Consider the following 19,232-nt stretch of genomic DNA (forward strand, 5'->3'; position numbering starts at 1 on the left):
TGCATTGCCGAAAATTATGCGCAACCCGTCAGGCAGGCAACCGCAACCCAGTTAACGTGACAATACCCATTCAACCACTTCAAAGAGGTGTTTGGCGACGTCGCCCTCGAAGAACAGCGACTGACCGTCGGCCAGATGTTCGACTGGCTGCTCTCTGAAAAGCGCCTGCAAGCAGCTCGGCTCGGAGCCGAGAAGCGCTTGCCAACAGCGCTGGCAAATGCTGCTTCGAGCATAACACCGATCCTAGGTCGACCGCGCAAGGAGGTATCGTGCCCGATTACCGATCCGGAGATGGCGATCGTCAATCGTAGGAATCTCATCATCACCGATCTACCCGACGTAATCGGCGACATGCTGCGCCAGATGGGGCGCCGCCATACAACCAAACTCAGCCGCTAAGGCAAGACCAACGCGTTCACAAAGGATTGTCTAATGAATTATGGGAAAACAATCTTCCTACCGTTTTCTGCGGTCGGTTGTCTTGCTGCTGGCGCGAGCCAATCTATCGTTTAATTGCTAAGGTGCGTCAAAAGCGAGATTGATCGAAATCAAGCAGCCTTCCGATTTTTATGAGACATTTCTGCTTGAGCCTCATCTCGGATCTCTTGTGCCGGTTAGTTAAGGTTAGCACGCTTTGCGAAGCAGGTCGACGCTATCGACGAGGACGACCTTGCCTCTGACTTCGACCCCCGACGGGGCGAGCGCCGCAAACGCGCGGGAAAGGGCTTCCGGCGCCAGTCCCAGTTTGCCGGCCAGGATTCGCTTCCGGTAAGGAAGGCGGAACGTGACCCGCGAGGTGGTCGCCGAGGCGGGGCAGCGGCTCATAAGGTAGTTGGCCACCCGTTGTGCGGCTGTGAGCAACCGGTCTCCCGCAATACAATCCATCGCGCCGAGCAGGTGCCTGACCATGATGCGCATGACGTTGCGGTGTACGATCGGATGTTGGTCGGCGAACGCCAGCAACTCCGCGAGCGCAAACAGCGCGACCTCGGCCCCGTCGGCGGACCGCGCGCTATAAGCATAGGAGCCGCCCCCCGCGAGTAGATACTCTCCAAAGGTGTCGCCCGGCTCGCACACGCAGATATCCGCCTCGCGCCCGGCGGATTCCGATTTTGAAAGTCGGACAAAACCGTTCATGACGCAGTAGACGAACGACGCCTGCTGGCCCTCGGCTATGATCTTCTCGTCAGCGGCGAAGGCTCGAAACTCAGCCGTTGCGGTGAATTGCTCCACAGTCGCCTGATCCAATCCAGCAAACAGGTCAGACTGCAGAAGTACAGAATTTTTCGCAAGCATCCATCTTCCTTTCGTGTTTGGACCCAGTGTGCGGTCAGGGTTCTCGTTGATCGGTTTCGTCCTCGGCGAGGATTCGCCAGGCGGCGCCTTGAAGGTCGTCATACTGGCCGCTTTTCAGCGACCAAAGGAATGCCAGGAGTCCTATTCCTCCCATCAGCAGCGCGATCGGTATGAGATAGATCAACATGTTCATGCGGCTTTGACCTCCGCACTCCTGCCGATCCCCCGTCGAATGTGCATATCCGGACGCTTGCCGAACGCGTTCAGGCGCAGGGCGTTCGTCACGACGATGATCGAAGATGTCGACATTGCCACCGCCGCTATCAGCGGCGTCGCCAATCCGGCGATGGCGATCGGCACCGCCAGAACGTTGTAACCGATGGCAAGCGCGAAGTTCTGCCGAATGAGGCTGGCGGATCTTCGCGCAACCGCGATCGCTTCCGGAACAGCGTCAAGGCGATCGTTGAAGAAAACGAGGTCGGCCGCCTGTCTGCCGATGTCGGAAGCCGTGGCCGGCGCCATCGAGACATGCGCCGCAGCAAGTGCCGGGGCGTCGTTGATCCCGTCGCCAACCATGAGCACGCGACGACCTTCGCCATTCAGCCTCTGGCATTCCTCGACCTTCTGTTTCGGCGTCAGAGAGCCCAAAGCCCTGTCGATACTCAAAGCATGCGCGGTATTGTCGACGACGGTCTGCCTGTCGCCGGACACGATCAGCGTTTCAAGGCCGGCTGCACCGAGCCGGTCGATGGCCTCGCGAGCGCCCGGACGAAGCGTGTCATCGAAGAAGAAGCGAGCAAGATCGACGCCATTCTTCGACAAGACCACTTCCGAGAACGGACTATCGGCGGTGCGGGGCACGAAACTGATTCCGCAGGCAAACGCCGTGTTGCCCAAGCGATAGACATCCGCTCCGTTCCTGGCCTCCAGTCCCCCGCCGGGAATTTCCGTGACGCTGTCGAAGGAGATGGGGGCGGTTTCCGTGTCCCGCACCAGAGCCCGAGAAAGAGGATGCCGTGAATGCTCGGCCAATCCGCGGGCGATTGCGGCGGCGCTGTCTTCCACGGCTTCGATTTTCACAAGGCGCGGCCTGCCCATCGTCAAGGTGCCCGTCTTGTCAAAGGCCACGGTGTCGGTCTCGGCCAGTCTTTCGAGCGCCGAACCGTCCTTCACCATGATGCCCTTCCGGAAAAGTTCGCCCGCGGCGACAACCTGGACCACGGGCACGGCAAGACCCAGTGCACATGGGCAGGTAATGATCAGCACCGCTACGGCGACCAGCATGGCCTGTTTCCAGTCTTCGCCCAGGAAGCCCCAGCCAAGGAAGGAGACCAGCGCCAGCAGATGCACGACCGGAGAATAGAGTGTCGCAGCGCGATCGGCGATCCTGCGATAGCGAGCTCTTCCGCCCTCGGCGGCTTCCATGAGACCGATGATCTCCGAGAGAAGTGAATTCTTGGCAATTCTCGTCGCCCGCAACACGAGCGAGCCGGTCAGATTCATCGCCCCGGAACTCACTTCGCTGTCGCTGGCGACGGCGACGGGGCTGCTCTCGCCGGTGACGATGGAGAGATCCACGTCGCTTTCTCCGCTGACGACTATGCCATCGACGGGAACCCTTTCGCCTGCGGCTATCGAGATTTCATCCCCCGCCGCGATCTCTTCTACCGCAATGTAATGTCGCGACCCGTCCGGATTGATCAGCAATGCTCCGCGCGGGGCCAGTCGTGCTAGTCCGTTGATCGCCGCCCGAGCCTTTTCCCGCATCACATGGTCGAGGGTTCTGCCGATCAGCAGGAAGAAGAGCAGCGAGACCGAAGCGTCGAACCACGCATGCTCGCCGTGATGGACGGTCTCCCACAATGAAACGGCATAGGAGAGCGACACGGCGAGCGAGATCGGAACGTCCATGTTGGTGCGCCCGTGCCGCAGCGCATTCCAGGCCGATTTGAAGAAGAAGCGCCCCGCATAAAGCAGCGCGGGCGCTGCTATCATCGCCGAGATCCAATGAAACATGTCGCGCGTCGCGGCATCTGCGCCCGACCAGACCGATACCGAGAGCAACATGATGTTGGCAGCCGCAAAACCGGAAACGCCGATCGCGAGGAGAAGCTGATTTCTGGTCTTGTCGTTCTCGGGAGCTGAGGGGGTGAAGAGATGCGCGCGATATCCGGCCGAGTTGATCGCTGCGAGGATCTTGGACGGATCGGTTGCACGCGTCTCGATCTCCTCCTGGTAAACGCAGGTCACCCTTCGAGCCGTGAGATTGACTCGCGCTGTCTTGACGAAGGGAAGCGACAACAACGCCCTTTCGATAGTCGAAATGCAGCCGCCGCAGTGGACGTCGGGAACACTCAGGTCCAGCTGACGCAATCCCTCGCCGAGCGGCTGGCTGGCAAGGCGAACCTCTTCGGCACTGGATGATGTCGTGCTGAGGGCAAGCACGCTTTCCGCGTCCATTGTACAGCAGGTCATTGGTCTAACTCCGCGGTATCGATGCGTTTTGCCTCATGCATGACGACCACGCCGCCGTTTCGCGAGATGGCCTCGACGATCCAGTCACCTTCGGCTAGATCATGCTCCGCTTCGAACCGCCCCGCGGCTGTCTTCCTGAGTGTAAGGAGGAAGTCCTCGTGGTCTCCGACGGGCCGTTTGAAATTCAGAACGACGTCGTCGACGATCGCAGGCGATCCGCTCTTGTCGTGAATGTCGTAGCGGATCTCGTGCCCCTTTATGGAGAGGTTGCCCTCGATGCCGGAAGCGGCCATTGCCTTCATCGCCGCCGCTTTGCGGTTGAACTCCTGACTGGCGACATAGGTGTTTTCCACGACCAGACCGCTCCAGCTGGAAGAGGCATAGAAGGCCATGGTGACGTTCACCGCGATCACCACGCAAAAGAATGCCGAGGTCGAAAGCAGCATGTGCAGGCCTGTAAAACCTTGAGCGGAGGTCTTCATTTGATGTCTCCCGGTGCATTGAACGCCGCGCGGTAGGTTGCCCGATCGGCATGATCGGTATCTTCGATAACGAACAGAAATTCATTGATCGCGGCTCCGGAAGGCTTGCGCGTAACGAAGACCTTGAGCGTCGTGGCCGCGTCGGGTTCGGCATGGACTGTAAAGCTGCGAGCGTCTTCCTTGCCGAACTCGGGAATGCGCATCGTCGCCCCCTCCAGCCCCACCAGGCTTATCTTCACATCCCTCGGCGTCGGCACCATGTTCAGGACACGAAGCGTGTAGCCATTCCGCAGAGAGCCGTCGCTTTCCAGAACATATTGGGGGTTTCGGTCGTGAACGACGTTGAGTTCAAGGCGCTCCCGAAAGGCGAGATGGACGAGCATGGCCACGCCGACCGACGCCCAGGCGACTGCGTAAAACACGGTTCTCGGACGAAAGATGATACGCCAGTTGAAGTGCCGGATCGCCGGAACGAGGGTCCCATCCTCGTTTCGAACCCTGGACGGCTGGACGGCCGTTCGTCCTTCATCCGTGGCAAGCGACATGTTGCTCGAGTATTCGCTCAGCGTGGCGTAGGCAATCAGGCCGCGGGGCTTTCCGAGCTTGTCCATGACACCGTCGCAGGCGTCGATGCAGAGAGCGCATGTGATGCACTCCATCTGCTGTCCGTCGCGAATGTCGATTCCCATCGGACACACCGCCACGCAGGCATTGCAATCGACGCAATCCCCGACCGGCCGGCCCTTGACTTGAGCCTTCTTGGCGTGACGCGACCGCTGCTCGCCCCGCCAGTCATTATAGGTAACGACCAGAGAATTTTCGTCGAGCATCGCACCCTGGATGCGTGGCCACGGGCACATGTAGGTGCACACCTGCTCTCGCATCAGACCGCCGAGCACATAGGTCGTTGCGGTAAGGATGGCGACGGTGGTGTAGGCGGCTGCAGGCGCGCGGCCGGTGAACAGGGCAACAAGCAGGCTCGGCGCGTCGGCAAAATAAAAGATCCACGCACCGCCCGTGACGACGCCGATCAGCAGCCAGATCGAATGTTTGACCACACGCTTCCTCAACTTGGCAAAGCTCATGGGACCAGCGTCAAGCTTCATTCGCGCGTTTCGATCGCCTTCGATCGCACGTTCGACGACGAGAAAGAGATCAACCCAGACGGTCTGCGGGCAAGCGTAGCCGCACCATGCGCGGCCAACCGCGGAAGTGACGAGAAACAGGCCGAACCCCGCCATGACGAGGAGACCCGCTACATAATAAAACTCCTGAGGCCAGATTTCGATGAAGAAAAAGAAGAAGCGCCGTGAGGAAAGGTCGATGAGGATTGCCTGGTCAGGTGCGTAAGGACCGCGATCCCAGCGAATCCATGGCGCGAGATAGTAGATGCCGAGCGTAATCAGCATGACGATCCACTTGAACCGACGGAATCGTCCCTCTGCACGCTTGGGAAAAACCTTCTTCCGAGGTGCGTAGAGAGGCTGCCGGTTGCGACGGGCATTGACAGGCTCGACATTCAGCCGCTCGATGTTATCGGGATCTGGTGCAGTGTAGAGGTTCATGGGCCCTATCCGAGTTCACCCGCCCTTGTCCCATCTGCCGCGCATCCGTTCCTTGATGCAGATCAAGAAATGCCCAGATGCAATCTCGTCGGAAAGTGATCTTCCCGAAAACGAACAGGCCGCGCCCTGGACAGAAGGGCGCGGCCTGCAGGAGCCGCCGAGGAGAGGCACGGCTGGCACATCCTCGACGAGCTAAGGACTAACGGCCCGTCTGCTTGTGGTCCTTGACACCGGTCAAACTTAAGATCGAATTGGCGATCTTTGGCGGAACGTCCTGCTCGGGTGATGGGGGCATCGTCTTAGCGCGTTCCGATATGCGCGATCGGATGGCGGTGCGTGATGTGCCGTAGAGGCCGAGGATCGGATTGTGGTCATGATCTGCCATGGCTTTTCTCCTCACGTCCCGCCGCCAAGCGAATGCACGAAAATGGTAAGTTCCTTGACCGTCGTATCGCCGAGACGCCCTGCCCAGGCAGGCATGACGCCATGCTTGGGAGCGGCCACCTGACGGATGATCGCATCCTCGCCACGTGCCTTCAGCCAGATCGCATCGGCGAGATCCGGCGCGCCCATTTCGGCTTTTCCTTTGGCGTCGTCGCCGTGACATGCGGCACAGTTATCGACGAAGACCTGTTTTCCGGCCTCTGCGAGACCGGGGTCCGACGGTGTGTTGGTCAGTCCCCAGACGTAGGCCGCGACCTGCCTTGTCTGGAGGGGATCCAGAACATCGGCAAAGGGCGGCATCTCGGAAGCATGAGTGTCCGTATCCCCGTCGAAACGAATCCCATGCGCGATCGTCGCCTGGATGGCATCCAGGTCTCCGCCCCACAGCCAGTCGTCGTCGTTGAGGTTCGGAAATCCCGGGCCGCCGCTTGCTCCCGAGCCATGGCATGTCGCGCAGTTCACCTTGAATGCAGATGCGCCGCCGGCGATCGCAAATTCGCGAAGGGCAGAATCGGAATCGATCTCGTGTACCGTCTTGGCGGCGATCAGATCATGAAGCGTCGTCTGCGATGCCTTGGCCTGATCCAGGTTCTGCTGCAGCTCGGCGCGGCTGGAAAAGCCCAGCATGCCCTTCGTGGCGTCGGTGATCATCGGGATCGCGGGATATGCGATTGCATAGCCCAACGCCCAGACAATTGTGGCGTAGAAGGTCCATACCCACCAGCGGGGCATCGGATTGTTGAGTTCGCGGATGCCGTCCCATTCATGTCCGGTCGTTTCGACGCCGCTAAATTCGTCGATATGTTTTTCCGACATCTCAATCTTCCTTCAGGGGAATATCGGCGGCCTCTTTCGCCGTCTGCTTGCTGCCTGGGCGAAGGGTGAACACAACGACGCCGACGAAGAATGCCGCCATTGCCAGGAGGCCCCAGCTGTCGGCGAAGTGTCTCATTGCAGTGTAGGTTTCCATGGATCACCTCATCGGTAGCCGGTCGCATCGTCGTAGGTCGAGAAATCGACCAACGTTCCGAGCATCTGCAGATAGGACACCAAGGCATCCATTTCGGTCAGCGCAGCAGGATCGCCGTCGAAATCGCCGGTCTTCGCCTTCGGATAGCGGGCGAGCAGCGCCGTCGTATCTGCGTTCGGATCGGCCTGGGCCTTCATGTCGGCCTCTGCGTTCGCCAGCATGTCGTCGTTATAAGGCACGCCCACATCCTCGTTGGCCTTCAGGTCCATTCCCACGTCCTTGACCGTCACCCTCTGTTCTTTGAGGAAGGCGTAACTCGGCATGATCGACTCCGGCACGACTGCCCGTGGATCCGCGAGATGCTGGACATGCCATTCGTTGGAGTAGCGTGCGCCGACACGGGCCAGATCCGGCCCGGTTCGCTTGGATCCCCACTGGAAAGGATGATCGTACATGGACTCGGCCGCGAGCGAGTAATGGCCGTAACGTTCGACCTCGTCGCGGAACGGCCTGATCATCTGGCTGTGGCAGAGATAGCAGCCTTCGCGGATGTAGATGTTCCGGCCGGCCAGCTCGAGCGGCGTATACGGCCGCATGCCTTCCACTTTTTCAATCGTGTTCTGCAAGTAGAACAGCGGTGCGATTTCGACGATGCCGCCGATGCTCACGACGAGCAGCGAGCCAACGAGAAGAAGCGTCGCGTTCTTCTCGAGGATCTGATGTTTATCTAGTATCGATGCCATGTCTCACCTCATTCGGCAGGCTGTGCTTGGGGCACGAAAGTGGTTGGGATCGCAGCTTCGTCGCGCAGGCGGCCACGGATCGTCATGAACACGTTCCAGGCCATGACGAGACCACCCGCCAGGTAAAGCGTTCCGCCCACGGCGCGCAGCACGTAGTAGGGGAACATGGCCGCGACCGTCTCCGCGAAGGAATAGACGAGGAAGCCCTGGGAATTGTACTCGCGCCACATCAGCCCCTGCTGGATGCCGGCAACCCAAAGCACGGCGGCGTAGATGACGATCCCGAGGGTTGCGAGCCAGAAGTGCCAGTTGACCATCCGCGGGCTATAGAGACGCTCGCGTCCCCATAGCTTCGGCGTGAGATAATAGATCGCACCGAAGGTGATCATTCCCACCCAGCCGAGAGCGCCGGAATGCACGTGGCCGATCGTCCATTCGGTATAGTGACTGAGCGAATTGACGGTTTTCACCGACATCATCGGGCCTTCGAAAGTCGACATCCCGTAAAAGGCGATGGCGACGATCATCATACGGATGATCGGATCGGTGCGAATCTTGTCCCAGGCGCCTGAAAGGGTCATGAGACCGTTGATCATGCCGCCCCAGGAGGGCATCCAGAGCATTATCGAGAAAACCATGCCGAGCGTCTGGGCCCAGTCGGGCAATGCCGTGTAGTGCAGATGATGCGGGCCGGCCCAGATGTACATGAAGATCAACGCCCAGAAGTGGATGATCGAGAGCCGGTATGAATAGACGGGTCGGTTGGCCTGCTTCGGCACGAAGTAGTACATCATGCCCAGGAAGCCGGCGGTGAGGAAAAAGCCGACGGCGTTGTGGCCGTACCACCATTGGGTCAGTGCGTCCTGGACGCCCGAGAAGGCGGAATAGCTTTTGGAGCCAAGAAACGAGGCCGGAACCGCCAGGTTGTTGACCACGTGCAGCATCGCAATGGTGACGATGAAGCTGAGATAGAACCAGTTTGCCACGTAGATGTGCGGCTCTTTGCGCTTCAGGATCGTTCCAAGATATACCGCGAGGTAGGCGACCCAGACGATGGTCAGCCAGAGGTCGACGTACCACTCGGGTTCGGCATATTCACGGGCCTGGGTGATTCCGAGAACATATCCGGTCGCAGCCATCACGATGAAAAGCTGGTAACCCCAGAATACGAACCAGGCCAGGCTGCCGCCGAAAAGACGGGCGCGACAGGTGCGTTGCACCACGTAGAACGACGTCATGATCAGCGCGTTGCCGCCAAAGGCGAAGATGACCGCCGACGTGTGAACGGGCCGCAGCCTTCCGAAATTTAGATACGGCGCGATGTTGAGGTCGGGATAGGCCAGTTGCAGCGCGATGACGACGCCAACCAGGAAGCCGACGACGCCCCAGAATACCGTGGCGATCAGGCCATACCGGATCACCTCGTCGAAATAGCCTGATATATCGACTTTCCGCCGTTGGCCTGCCGGCGAAAAATCAACGTTCCTGACCAGCAGGGCAGCACCCGCGAGCAGGCAGAAGCAGAGAATACCCATGTGGACTGCAAAGAGGTGGTCATGTGCGAATGCCGCTCCTAGCAGCGCCAGAAACGCCGCGACCGTAATCACCATCGTTTCCGTTGTGTAATTCATGATATCGTCCTCAGTGCACAGACGGCCGCTTTCCGGCCGGCTTTTTGGTACTTGCGCCAGGACTGTCATGAAGACGGTGCTGGCGTCTTGATCCAAGTCAAACTAGGCCAGCGTTTTCCCACTATGTGCGGGGTTGCTTCATTCGTGAAAGGGCTTGGACGCCAGTCTGATAGCTACGCTGAAACGACAAACACGAAGATGCACATCAGCACTTTTCGGAGGAACTGCACGCCGCAGCCGAGCGACCCAGATGCTTTTCTCGCTTGCGCAATCTCTGCAGGTCAGGGGGTGTAGGCCGGCGAGAGGACATGCGTGAAGTACGACGTCGAGCCGTCGCCAATGGAGCGATGCGCGGTCCATCTCGGACTATGTTTAGGCGGAGAGCAGGTGGGGCGTGACCTTCAACGTCAGGGCGGTGCTGTGATCATGTTCGCCTTCAGCCGGCGAGAGATGATGGCCGATCTGGTGAAGACACGCGGCCGCGGAAAACCCGCATCGGCTCTGTGGCTGCAGCTTATTTGTGAGGCGAATAGGGTCCTCGTCTACGGCTGTGCGGAGCCGTGCATTGAGCGGGAAAAAGATTGGGACCACACAAGCAGTGAAGGCCCCGCCAAGATGATCTCGAACTGTCGTAGGATCTAACGCTCTTATTCTGCGAGCATTGCAGGTGAGCTTTTCTCTCCGCCGGTTCGTTCATTGCGAGGTCTTTCGAACGCAGAGCGGCGTCGAGTGAATTCGAGCCTTAGGGCTTCAGTTATGCGATATCACAAGATTCACGCCGGCCGAGAAAACCCTGTTAATCCACGTTCGTTCACCTCGTGTACGACCCTTGAGACGGCACCCTGTTCTAGATCAAGGTGGTTCATCAACGCGGACTGCGCCCGGTCCGTTGCCACGCCTAATTCAGACATTGCGGCACTTAGTCTTCCGAGGCTTTTGACAAACGCGGGCCGAAGATCCGACGCGGTTATTTCCATTCGTAAAGGGTGAGTACAAAAACAAAATCGGTGGACGATTTTGCAAGCCTCACAATTGGCCGCTTCCTCGGCGATTTTTGCGAATATCGCTTCTGTCCTTAAGGCGAGTTCGTCAGGGGACAATTTGTCCGACACGCTCCAGCTCTCTGGCGCCTGCGGCCGCATTCGATTTAAGGCCGAAATGAGGGTCTCGCGTCCAACAACATAAAAATCCAACAGTGTATTTTCTGACATCGGTCTCGTGAAAAAACCTCTCTGAGGGATGTATTGGATCTTCCCTTCCGCCGCCAGCCGCTGAAGTGCTTCGCGTACTGGGGTTCGACCAATATCGAGCTTAGACGCCAGATCCTGTTCCCTGAGATGTTGGTCCGGCACACGGCCGTAACTGTGCAGCAATCGCCGAATAGCATCGTAGGCAATATCGGCCTTTGCAGGTTCTGGTTCAATGTCAAAATTTAAATCGACCCCGCGACGTGGAGGCGCGTTCTTGCAACACCGCATTTGATAGTTTTCCTCTGTCGATGTCCTTTAAGGACTCTACAGGATCTTATTCGTTGATGTCGGGCGTCGTTCCGAATTCAAGGCTGAAAATATTTTGGCCCCCCTATACCGGCACGAGTTTTGGCCCGAGCGAGATTCGCCGGCCTGTATTACAGCCGCGGTTGGCTTTTATCACTTTCTCTCGCAGTTGAGTTCAATGCCATGCGCAAGAGGTCGCGGTCACGTTCTCCAGCTACAAGGCTGACCTTCATCTCTGGCCTGTCAATTCTGGCTTTGTATGTGTGCATGTTGTCACGTCGGTTCATCTAAGCCTCCCTTCGCTGACCGGGGTAGGCCCCGTGCCGAGTGTTGAGCAGATCTAGACGGCGGCTCGCCACAGATCAATATATAAGGATAATATATTTTTTGATATTCTGGGGTTATCGCTCGAGCGCAAGTTTTTGTATTTTAGCTTTCTGAGGATGACTAAGTAAACGTATAATACTGTAGGTATTAATCAAACACCTGCGGATGTTCGGTCACACGATTCTCAGTTGGCGAGTCGCAAAATCTTTAACTGGCCATGTTCGCTTACCAATCGCTCAAGCAGCCGGATAAGTTCCTCGTCTTGCTAGACACTTCCAACATTTTAGGTGGCTCGATTAGTTCCTCACCTCGGAGCCGATGGCGACGGGAGTGAATTTCTTCGAGAAAATCAAACAACATAGGAAACGCAATGGAAGTGTATCATCGCGGTTGTCAGGGTAAGGGATCAGGCACTTTCAAGCGCGTGGGTAACGAAGACTTTGGCTTAACGCCTTGGATCTCATGTATTTATCAACCTGTAGGTGGAGTTAATGCGCAAGACCGACAAGCTGACGCTGGTGATGCTTGATCGATCGGTGTCGCAAGCCATGCAGCGGCGGCGTATTCGCTGTTTGCCTTCTAGACGGCTCTCTTTAGCACGGAGATCGAAGGTAGAATTCCGACGTGCAGTTGGACAGAGCCGTAATTTCACAATCGCTGCGAGGTCTCGCGCCAACAGCCCGACCGCGGGGAACACCATATGAGTCGGTTCAAATCAGTCCCGCACGCCAGCAGTTCCTCATCACTTACATCCGATCCACAATGACCTTGCCCCCAAGTTTTATCCAGTTTTGAGTTCGCTCCAGCGGTTTTTGGTTGCTGTTGTTGGGTCGGTAGCGGCGGGTTGCGGTGCGGAGCCATTTCGGCTGCGCAGCACCGCATCACGTCGCGGGTTGAGTGTCTGAGCGAATTCGGCCGGTGTCAGCCAGCCAAGGCCTGAATGCGGGCGTTGATCGTTGTAATCGCTACGCCAGTTTGAAAGCGCGGACCGGGCGTGAGCAAGCGACGAGAACAGAGTTTCATTCAAGAACTCGTCTCGCAGCCGCCCGTTGAAGCTTTCGATAAAAGCGTTCTGGATAGGCTTGCCAGGCGCAATGTAATGCCAGTCAACTTTGGTCCGGTCCGCCCATTGCAGGATCGCGTTGCTGGTGAACTCGCTGCCGTTGTCGCTGACGATCATCCTCGGCTTGCCGCGCTCCTCGATAATCCGGTCAAGCTCCCGTGCGACGCGAAGACCGGAAAGCGATGTATCGGAGGCGAGCGCCAGGCACTCCCTCGTGCAATCATCGACGACGGTCAGAATCCGCAACCTGCGCCCATCGGTGAACTGATCCGACACGAAGTCTAGCGACCAACGATCATTGGCCACCATCGGCACCAGCATCGGCGCTCGCGTGCCTATCGCTCGCTTGCGACCGCCGCGCTTGCGCACCGTCAGTTTCTCCTCCCGATAGAGCCGGAAGAGCCTCTTGTGGTTCACGAGGTGACCCTCCCGCCGGAGCAGCACATGAATGCGTCGATATCCAAAGCGGCGACGTTCATGCGCCAACGCCTTCATTCGCTCGCGAAGCTCATGATCATCGTCGCGCCTGGTCTCGTAACGGACCGTCATTCGGCAAAAACCAATGGCTTTACACGCCCGCCGTTCGCTCATCTCATGATGGCTCATCAGATGCGCGACAGCTTTCCGCTTGGCCGCGGGCGTCACCACTTCTTTCCCAAAAGGTCTTTCAAGGCAGCATTGTCGAGCATCGCATCCGCCAGAAGCCGCTTCAGCTTCGTGTTCTCGTCCTCAAGCGTCTTCAGCCGCTTGGCCTCGGACACCTCCATGCCGCCGAACTTGGCCTTCCATTTATAGATGCTGGCATCGCTGACGCCATGCTTGCGGCAAAGCTCCGAGACCGGCGTGCCTGCCTCGTGCTCCTTCAATATGCCGATGATCTGTTCGTCTGTGAAACGGTTGCGCTTCATCCTCTGGTCCTCTCAAATGAGCCAGAGCTTACTTCAAAATGGATTATTTCAACGGGGCAAGGTCAAATTGTTTCTGCGCAGCCCGAGACAACGGTCTTTTGGCTGTATTTCGGTCTAAGGAGGAATAACTGAGATGAGCGACTCGTTGCTTTTTGGATATTCGGTAGAAGAGAACGACGGCAAGTTCGTCATCACGTTGGCGGGGAAGCTGGCTGTTCTGATTATGCAAGATATTGGGGCAAACATCGAACCCGAAGCTTCTGGCACTGCCTGCTTGCCCATGATGTTTCCCTATAGCCTGCTTGCATCCCATGCCGTCCGGATGAGCTCTCAGGCCGCTGTCGAGGAGGGACAGAAGAGCGAGTCCACGCTCTCCGACATCTTTGCACAGGGCTTTGACAAGGATTTAGGAGAATTCGATCGCCAACTCGAACGTTATCAGGCTCTGCTATCGCCAGCTGGATCGAACGGGCGCGGGCACGAGACGCCGGTTGCCGTGAATGAAGCCGCCGATGTCGCTAAAACAAAAACGGTCGTCTCCAAAAATTAAGAGGATAGAAGGAGAGCAACAATGGTTCAGCTGTCCCGAGAGGAGACTTTTCTCCTACTGACTTGTAGACCGGACCTGACGCCCTCCGATGACGTGCGCCTGCAGCGGATTGTCGACTCGGATCTGGATTGGTCATTCGTCCTTTGGCGTGCCGAGAGCTATCAGACATTGCCGTTGTGCGGTTTCCACCTCAATAGACTAGCCTTGCTTCCCCGGACACCAGAATGGGTCGTCCACTACATACATATGTGGTCGCAGTTGTCGAAGGCGCGGAGCGAGGTACAATTCCGTCGCCTTGGTGAACTTCTAGGACATTTTCGTGCGTGCGATCTGGAACACTATTTGTTCAAGGGTCCTCTATTGGCAGCTCTGCTCTATTCCGACCCGGCACTGCGCCCGATGCAGGATTTGGACATTATGGTGCGCAAAGCAGATGTCTGGCGAGTGCAGAAAGAGCTTTACCGATTGGGTTATCAGCACGGAGTATTCAATCCGGCGGATGGTGTCTTCACACACATGTTCCGCAAGATCACACACCAGACGCTCGAGCATAAGTACGCGCTACATTCAGTCACTATGGTCGAGGAGATTCGGCCGAAGTTCGACACGACCCTAATCGCGCCAGAATGGCGAACGCGGCAGATCAAATCCTTCGTCCAAGACGATGGCTCGGTGCGGATGCCGGTGTTCGTCGACATCCACTTCAGTCTTGGAGCTGGCATGGAGGAGGTAGACGTCTGGCGCGGCGCCAGTCCCCGCAGGTTGCTCGGTCGAGAAGTGCATTGTCTGTCGCTGACTAGCGTTCTGTGGTTCAGCGCTGCCCGCATCTATTTTGAAGCCTACCAACATGGCACCCTGAAATTGCAGATGCTGGGCGACATCGACGCGCTGTTGCGCCTTCATGCCGAGGACATCGACTGGCCCGAGTTGCTTGCGGTTGCGGGCAAGTACGGCTTTTCAGCTGCAATCTTCTACGTCCTTGAACAGGTTCGTCGCCTCTTTGATGCGCCGGTTCCTTTGAAGGTGTTGGCGCTTCTGATGCCAGATCAGCAAGGACGGCCGGATGAAGCGGACTTCGGAGACATTGTCCCTAAGCTGTTATCGCGTACAGTCATCAGTGATCTTCAGCTCGCTTGAGGCGGGACCCGCGGCCGGCCTTGCGGCACGGCAATTACAACATGGCTAAGCTATTGCAGCTAGCGGTCAAAGGTGGTCGCCGCCTGGCAAGCCGATCCTTATATGAGGAGCAAACGGTGGAACGCGTAGCAATAATCGGTGGAGGGCCGGCCGGCCTGGCAGTTGGCCAGGCTCTTGCCAAACAGCGTATTAAATTCCTCTTGTTCGAGGCTGGCCGTACGCTTGCAGAACGTAAGCATGACGTGGCAGACCATCTAGGAAGCGGAATTGGTGGTGCCGGCCTTTTCTCCGACGGCAAGTTCAGCTTTTTTCCATCCGGCACACATCTTTACACGCTAGAGGGCCGTTGCCGTCTTGAGGATGCCTATGGCGCCATCGAACGCCAGCTGGCGGAGGTGGGCATTCCGGCGCCCCCTTTTGATCCGGACACCGAAACCAGCTTTCTCGGCACGGGCCACCCCATGATATGCAAGGACTATCCGTCGACCTACGGCTCGTTGGCGCAGCGAAACGCGCTGATAGCCGCCATGATGCATGAGTTCAGCAACCTCATCTTGGCCAACACGCGCGTGGAAGTGATCATTCCCTCGCCACAAGGCTACCTCGTGCAAAGTCGTGGAGCGGACGGCGATCTGAGAGAGGAGTTTTTCACCCATCTTGCGATCGCAACTGGGCGCTTCGGTCCGCAGGCACTACGGTCCATGATGACGGCGCCGATCGCCATGACCGACCTGCGATACGAGTTTGGTATCCGTATCGAACATCCTAACGGAGTTGGGTTCCTTAAGGCCGTTAAACGCCCAGACGTGAAATACATTCTCGATGCGGCGTGTACGGAAGTGCGAACCTTTTGCACTTGTCGCGACGGGGAGGTTTGGATGATCCCCTATGGTGGCACTGCTGCTCTTTCCGGTCGGTCGGACGGACCCCCGACCGGCTACTCCAATTTCGGTTTACTGGCGCGCTTCGGCGGGAATAATCTCGACAGAGGTCGACAGATTTGGGCCGATTTGCAACAGCGGTTGGGGAGCGATACGACGGCGACATGGCAGCCACTCACCGAATTCCTAGATCGCCCTTCCATATCCCAAGCGCTTGAATTCGGAAAGGCTGATCGTCCCTGGTTCCCGCGGCAGAAGTTCAGCAGGGGCGACGTGGCCGCTCTATTACATCCCGAACTCTATAGGATCCTCGCCGAAAGCGCGCGTATGCTCATCACGCAGTTTCCGGACATGGCGACGCCAGAGACTGTCTGCATTTTCCCATCAGTCGAGGGTGTTGGTGCCTTCCCGACCGTTGATGCCGCCCTGCAGAATCATAGTGGGCGGATCTGGTATTGCGGCGATGTCGTCGGCCGGTTTCGCGGCCTCGTCCCCGCCCTTGTCAGCGGACATTATGTCGGAGCCTCCATCGCGGCATGTCTTCGCGAAACTGCGGCCGAGGAGTTACATGATGTGCAGACAATTGCTGCACAATAAACTGGCGCGGAAGTACACATCCGAAAATCCGAGCCGATCAACGGGCGGCAATACTGCGATAAGCGCAGACCATTCGCGGGAGGTAGTGGAGCATGCTTATAGCAATCGAAGGAATTGATGGAGCGGGCAAGACTCATATTGCCCGAAAGTTGGCTCATAAACTGCGTGATGGGGGGTATCTGGCCCGTTATTTGAATAAGAGCGACATAGAGTTCGGAGACGCTTTCACTGATAGTCGGCTTCGACTGCTAAAGGAAATCATTTGGCCTGAACAGGGCGAACCGAAGATTGACCTGCTAGGAACCCATTTTTATTTGTTTTTGCTCGCATCCTGGTTTTCTGCCGTGGGCCAAATGCTTCGCAGAGAGCCAAGGTTTGGCAATCTCATCACCGTTATGGACGGTTCGCAGTTCAGAGTGGTCGCCAAAGCGCATTGCCGAGCGAAGATCGACAGAGCCCAGCTTCTCGATTATTTCGATCGGGCTGCCGAGCCTGATCTCGTCGTCCTGTTGGAGATAGAGCCGCATGTATCTTGGCACCGGCGCACGGTCTTCAAAGAGACCGAGATTGGGCGTTGGGACGGTTATCGCGGCAATCCGCGCGACGCTTACTGCGCCTATCAGACAAAGATTCAGACCGTCTTGCAGGAGATGGCTTGCGAACGTGGTTGGCTTGTCGTTCCTCAGAATGAAGATACACGCGATACCGATGTCGTTGATTGCATTTTGCAGCACATTGCCGCGCAACACGACGTCGAGGAATACCACCTGGCTAGGACGGCTACACCGTGTGAATAAAATTACTGCAAATCGCCAACCCAACTTACATCGGTAGCTGCCATTTCTTGACCAATGCGCCATCACGCCGCTTTTCCAGGAGTTTGAACGACGGTTTAAAGAAGTTTGCGAACCAACGCATTGAACGGTATAGGTCCGCGAGCGTCGCCGCAGCTTCAACGCCTTCGTGGCGATGATAGCCGGCAATCCCCGCCGGACGACCAATCCGTTCTTTTGCTCGACACCTTTAGGCCCTCCTTATCACTTCGCAGGACCATCGACGGCGGCGTTGGCCGGCGACGCGTGAAAACTAGGTAATTTCACTCATTTAAACGACCGGGGGTCTAATGCATTCTTGCACTATGATGGGGGGCAGAATGATAAGATTTTACGTCGGTCGCCACGAATCACACGGGCAAGCAATGGAGAAAATCTGTTGCTTTCGGCACGAGCAATTCGTGGAAAGGCTTGGCTGGGGGGCGCTTCGTAGAAATGATGGATTGGAAATCGACCAGTTCGATCACGACCGTGTGCTGCATACGCGATTGCTCCCGACGACTGAACCTCATCTCTCATCGGATGTTTATCCGCAGATCATGAAAGGGCAAGCATGGCCGCGTTCACCCGAGATCGTACCAATCCAGGCAAAGCCTTCCATGTCTGGCTTGAGGAAACATCATCAACTCTATTCTATCCAAGGAAACACCCTCTTGCTCGAGCCGGAGGTTCGAAATCCGCTGAAGCCCGATGCTACTTTGTACTAGGTCAAGCCAGCTCTGACATCAGGTCCGGGCCATTTGCAAAGTACATTGTTATAAGCAAAGGCGGAGCTGTTGACCTGGTTTCGTTGTCTGGGCAACTTTGCCAAAGATACAGACAAGGCTCCTCTTCGCTGGGTTTTTCGTCTACAGTGGCTACTCGGAGAGTTAGCTCCTACCGGAAGCGACCATGAAAAATGCTGCCTTGAGTAGCATGTCCTGGAGGGAAGAGTGGACAGCGAGGCGTTGGCAACGGCAAATGTAATGTTCGACTTTATATCAGACGCTGCACTAGCGAAGAGCAGTGAGGATATCCTGATGTCATTGAACAGAACAGCGTGCCACTTTGGTTTTAGTTGTTTTGCAATGTCCGGCATACCCTTGCCTACGGAGCGCATCGATCCGTATTTCTTATTGAACGCATGGCCCTATGAGTGGTTTGAACGTTATTCAACGGGCAATTACGTCCATGCCGATCCCGTGATCCATCTGAGTAAAATGCAAGACGGTGCCTTTGTGTGGTCGGAAGCACTGCAGGGTCAAGAGCTCGGCCGTCATGCGCGCCGGATTATGATGGAGGCCCGAGAGTTCAAAATGAAGGATGGTTACAGTGTGCCCCTGCATACCGCCGACGGCTTTCAAGCAATTATCACTTTCGGGTCAGAGAAGGTGGATCTGTCGCGAGCTGCCAGAGGAGCGCTACATATCATATCAATTTACGCCCATAACACAGTGCGCAGCATGTTAACGAAAAACGTGAGCTCCCAAGACAGGCGCCTTTTAAGAATAACTGCGCGTGAACGCGAGATCATTCAGTGGTGCGCTGCGGGCAAGACAGCGGTGGAGATCGCGGCAATTCTAGGCCGCTCGCATAGAACCATCCAAAATGAGATACTCAATGTTCAACGCAAGCTCGATGTAGTCAATTCGGCGCAGATGATAGCGGAGAGTTTTCGTTACGGAATCCTTCGGTAAAGTAACGCCCTCCTGGGCAGGACCATCGACGACGGCGTTGGCCGGCGACGCGTGAAAACTAGGTAATTTCACTCATTTAAACGACCGGGGATCTAATGCATTCTTGCACTATGATGGGGGGCAGAATGATAAGATTTTACGTCGGTCGCCACGAATCA

18 protein-coding genes and 1 pseudogene are annotated in these 19,232 nt (G+C 57.0%); 6 read left to right on the forward strand and 13 right to left on the reverse strand.

Annotated elements, in window-relative coordinates; all coding sequences use genetic code 11:
- Nucleotides 1–135: 135 nt before the first annotated feature.
- Nucleotides 136–399, forward strand: a complete 264-nt coding sequence (locus OS035_RS32515; protein ID WP_331815350.1) for a hypothetical protein — start codon at nt 136–138, stop codon at nt 397–399.
- Between the two features lie 225 nt (nt 400–624).
- On the opposite strand, the gene OS035_RS32520 is transcribed toward OS035_RS32515, so the two are convergent.
- From OS035_RS32520 to OS035_RS32575, 12 genes are all read right to left on the reverse strand, one after another.
- Nucleotides 625–1,296 carry a Crp/Fnr family transcriptional regulator gene (locus OS035_RS32520; protein WP_331815351.1) on the reverse strand — a complete coding sequence of 224 codons (672 nt, stop codon included), beginning with the start codon at nt 1,294–1,296 and terminating at the stop codon, nt 625–627.
- A 34-nt stretch (nt 1,297–1,330) separates the two neighbouring features.
- On the reverse strand, nt 1,331–1,489 hold the full coding sequence (gene ccoS / locus OS035_RS32525) for a cbb3-type cytochrome oxidase assembly protein CcoS (protein ID WP_003549679.1): 159 nt from the start codon (nt 1,487–1,489) through the stop codon (nt 1,331–1,333).
- Nucleotides 1,486–3,771, reverse strand: a complete 2,286-nt coding sequence (locus OS035_RS32530; RefSeq protein WP_331815353.1) for a cation-translocating P-type ATPase — start codon at nt 3,769–3,771, stop codon at nt 1,486–1,488. Before OS035_RS32530 ends, ccoS begins: the two co-directional genes overlap by 4 nt.
- Nucleotides 3,768–4,253, reverse strand: a complete 486-nt coding sequence (locus tag OS035_RS32535; protein WP_331815355.1) for a FixH family protein — start codon at nt 4,251–4,253, stop codon at nt 3,768–3,770. Before OS035_RS32535 ends, OS035_RS32530 begins: the two co-directional genes overlap by 4 nt.
- Nucleotides 4,250–5,818: a cytochrome c oxidase accessory protein CcoG gene (ccoG, locus tag OS035_RS32540; RefSeq protein ID WP_331815359.1), complete on the reverse strand. Its 1,569-nt coding sequence runs from the start codon at nt 5,816–5,818 to the stop codon at nt 4,250–4,252. Before ccoG ends, OS035_RS32535 begins: the two co-directional genes overlap by 4 nt.
- A gap of 199 nt (nt 5,819–6,017) precedes the next feature.
- Nucleotides 6,018–6,203 carry a hypothetical protein gene (locus OS035_RS32545; protein ID WP_064653307.1) on the reverse strand — a complete coding sequence of 62 codons (186 nt, stop codon included), beginning with the start codon at nt 6,201–6,203 and terminating at the stop codon, nt 6,018–6,020.
- Nucleotides 6,204–6,214: 11 nt separating this feature from the next.
- Nucleotides 6,215–7,078, reverse strand: a complete 864-nt coding sequence (gene ccoP / locus OS035_RS32550; RefSeq protein ID WP_017991519.1) for a cytochrome-c oxidase, cbb3-type subunit III — start codon at nt 7,076–7,078, stop codon at nt 6,215–6,217.
- 1 nt (nt 7,079) lies between these two features.
- A complete protein-coding gene (locus OS035_RS32555; RefSeq protein ID WP_003549664.1) occupies nt 7,080–7,232 on the reverse strand; it encodes a CcoQ/FixQ family Cbb3-type cytochrome c oxidase assembly chaperone in 153 nt (50 codons plus the stop codon).
- Nucleotides 7,233–7,240: 8 nt separating this feature from the next.
- Nucleotides 7,241–7,975 carry a cytochrome-c oxidase, cbb3-type subunit II gene (gene ccoO, locus OS035_RS32560; RefSeq protein ID WP_003549661.1) on the reverse strand — a complete coding sequence of 245 codons (735 nt, stop codon included), beginning with the start codon at nt 7,973–7,975 and terminating at the stop codon, nt 7,241–7,243.
- An 8-nt stretch (nt 7,976–7,983) separates the two neighbouring features.
- Nucleotides 7,984–9,606, reverse strand: coding sequence for a cytochrome-c oxidase, cbb3-type subunit I (gene ccoN / locus OS035_RS32565; RefSeq protein WP_130692717.1), 1,623 nt, complete (start codon nt 9,604–9,606; stop codon nt 7,984–7,986).
- Nucleotides 9,607–10,379: 773 nt separating this feature from the next.
- On the reverse strand, nt 10,380–11,084 hold the full coding sequence (locus OS035_RS32570; RefSeq protein ID WP_017969142.1) for a GntR family transcriptional regulator: 705 nt from the start codon (nt 11,082–11,084) through the stop codon (nt 10,380–10,382).
- 1,126 nt (nt 11,085–12,210) lie between these two features.
- Nucleotides 12,211–13,400, reverse strand: a protein-coding gene (locus tag OS035_RS32575; protein WP_085996100.1) for an IS3-like element ISRle4 family transposase whose coding sequence is annotated in 2 segments (ribosomal slippage) — nt 12,211–13,151 and nt 13,151–13,400 — 1,191 coding nt in all. Because the reading frame shifts where the segments join, the coding sequence is not laid out codon by codon here.
- Between the two features lie 133 nt (nt 13,401–13,533).
- Here OS035_RS32575 and OS035_RS32580 point away from each other — a divergent pair.
- The 4 genes from OS035_RS32580 to OS035_RS32595 all read left to right on the forward strand — a co-directional run bounded on the left by OS035_RS32580 (nt 13,534) and on the right by OS035_RS32595 (nt 17,362).
- Nucleotides 13,534–13,950: a hypothetical protein gene (locus OS035_RS32580; protein WP_064653298.1), complete on the forward strand. Its 417-nt coding sequence runs from the start codon at nt 13,534–13,536 to the stop codon at nt 13,948–13,950.
- Between the two features lie 21 nt (nt 13,951–13,971).
- Complete coding sequence (locus tag OS035_RS32585) at nt 13,972–15,087, forward strand: nucleotidyltransferase family protein (RefSeq protein ID WP_331815373.1); 1,116 nt, start codon at nt 13,972–13,974, stop codon at nt 15,085–15,087.
- Nucleotides 15,088–15,203: 116 nt separating this feature from the next.
- The gene (locus OS035_RS32590) at nt 15,204–16,565 is read left to right on the forward strand and encodes an NAD(P)-binding protein (RefSeq protein ID WP_130671793.1); all 1,362 of its coding nucleotides are present in this window, start codon (nt 15,204–15,206) and stop codon (nt 16,563–16,565) included.
- Between the two features lie 92 nt (nt 16,566–16,657).
- Entirely contained in the window at nt 16,658–17,362 is a 705-nt protein-coding gene (locus OS035_RS32595) for a hypothetical protein (protein ID WP_331815378.1), read from the forward strand.
- Nucleotides 17,363–17,405: 43 nt separating this feature from the next.
- Here the strand turns inward: OS035_RS32595 and OS035_RS32600 are convergent.
- Nucleotides 17,406–17,584, reverse strand: a pseudogene (locus tag OS035_RS32600) (ISNCY family transposase); the annotation flags it as partial.
- A 746-nt stretch (nt 17,585–18,330) separates the two neighbouring features.
- Here OS035_RS32600 and OS035_RS32605 point away from each other — a divergent pair.
- A complete protein-coding gene (locus tag OS035_RS32605) occupies nt 18,331–19,074 on the forward strand; it encodes a helix-turn-helix transcriptional regulator (protein WP_331815381.1) in 744 nt (247 codons plus the stop codon).
- The last annotated feature ends 158 nt before the right edge of the window (nt 19,075–19,232 follow it).

This window comes from Rhizobium sp. 268 (assembly GCF_036571585.1).
Classification (GTDB): Bacteria; Pseudomonadota; Alphaproteobacteria; order Rhizobiales; family Rhizobiaceae; genus Rhizobium; species Rhizobium redzepovicii.

Bases quoted from the DNA above. Each gene is read 5' to 3' on its own strand.
- OS035_RS32555 (WP_003549664.1), bottom strand. From the start codon at position 7,232: ATGGAAACCTACACTGCAATGAGACACTTCGCCGACAGCTGGGGCCTC.
- OS035_RS32545 (WP_064653307.1), bottom strand. From the start codon at position 6,203: ATGGCAGATCATGACCACAATCCGATCCTCGGCCTCTACGGCACATCA.
- OS035_RS32570 (WP_017969142.1), bottom strand. From the start codon at position 11,084: ATGCGGTGTTGCAAGAACGCGCCTCCACGTCGCGGGGTCGATTTAAAT.
- ccoP (WP_017991519.1), bottom strand. From the start codon at position 7,078: ATGTCGGAAAAACATATCGACGAATTTAGCGGCGTCGAAACGACCGGA.
- OS035_RS32520 (WP_331815351.1), bottom strand. From the start codon at position 1,296: ATGCTTGCGAAAAATTCTGTACTTCTGCAGTCTGACCTGTTTGCTGGA.
- ccoS (WP_003549679.1), bottom strand. From the start codon at position 1,489: ATGAACATGTTGATCTATCTCATACCGATCGCGCTGCTGATGGGAGGA.
- ccoO (WP_003549661.1), bottom strand. From the start codon at position 7,975: ATGGCATCGATACTAGATAAACATCAGATCCTCGAGAAGAACGCGACG.
- OS035_RS32595 (WP_331815378.1), top strand. From the start codon at position 16,658: ATGCTTATAGCAATCGAAGGAATTGATGGAGCGGGCAAGACTCATATT.
- OS035_RS32535 (WP_331815355.1), bottom strand. From the start codon at position 4,253: ATGAAGACCTCCGCTCAAGGTTTTACAGGCCTGCACATGCTGCTTTCG.
- OS035_RS32580 (WP_064653298.1), top strand. From the start codon at position 13,534: ATGAGCGACTCGTTGCTTTTTGGATATTCGGTAGAAGAGAACGACGGC.
- ccoG (WP_331815359.1), bottom strand. From the start codon at position 5,818: ATGAACCTCTACACTGCACCAGATCCCGATAACATCGAGCGGCTGAAT.
- OS035_RS32515 (WP_331815350.1), top strand. From the start codon at position 136: ATGTTCGACTGGCTGCTCTCTGAAAAGCGCCTGCAAGCAGCTCGGCTC.
- OS035_RS32530 (WP_331815353.1), bottom strand. From the start codon at position 3,771: ATGACCTGCTGTACAATGGACGCGGAAAGCGTGCTTGCCCTCAGCACG.
- OS035_RS32585 (WP_331815373.1), top strand. From the start codon at position 13,972: ATGGTTCAGCTGTCCCGAGAGGAGACTTTTCTCCTACTGACTTGTAGA.
- ccoN (WP_130692717.1), bottom strand. From the start codon at position 9,606: ATGAATTACACAACGGAAACGATGGTGATTACGGTCGCGGCGTTTCTG.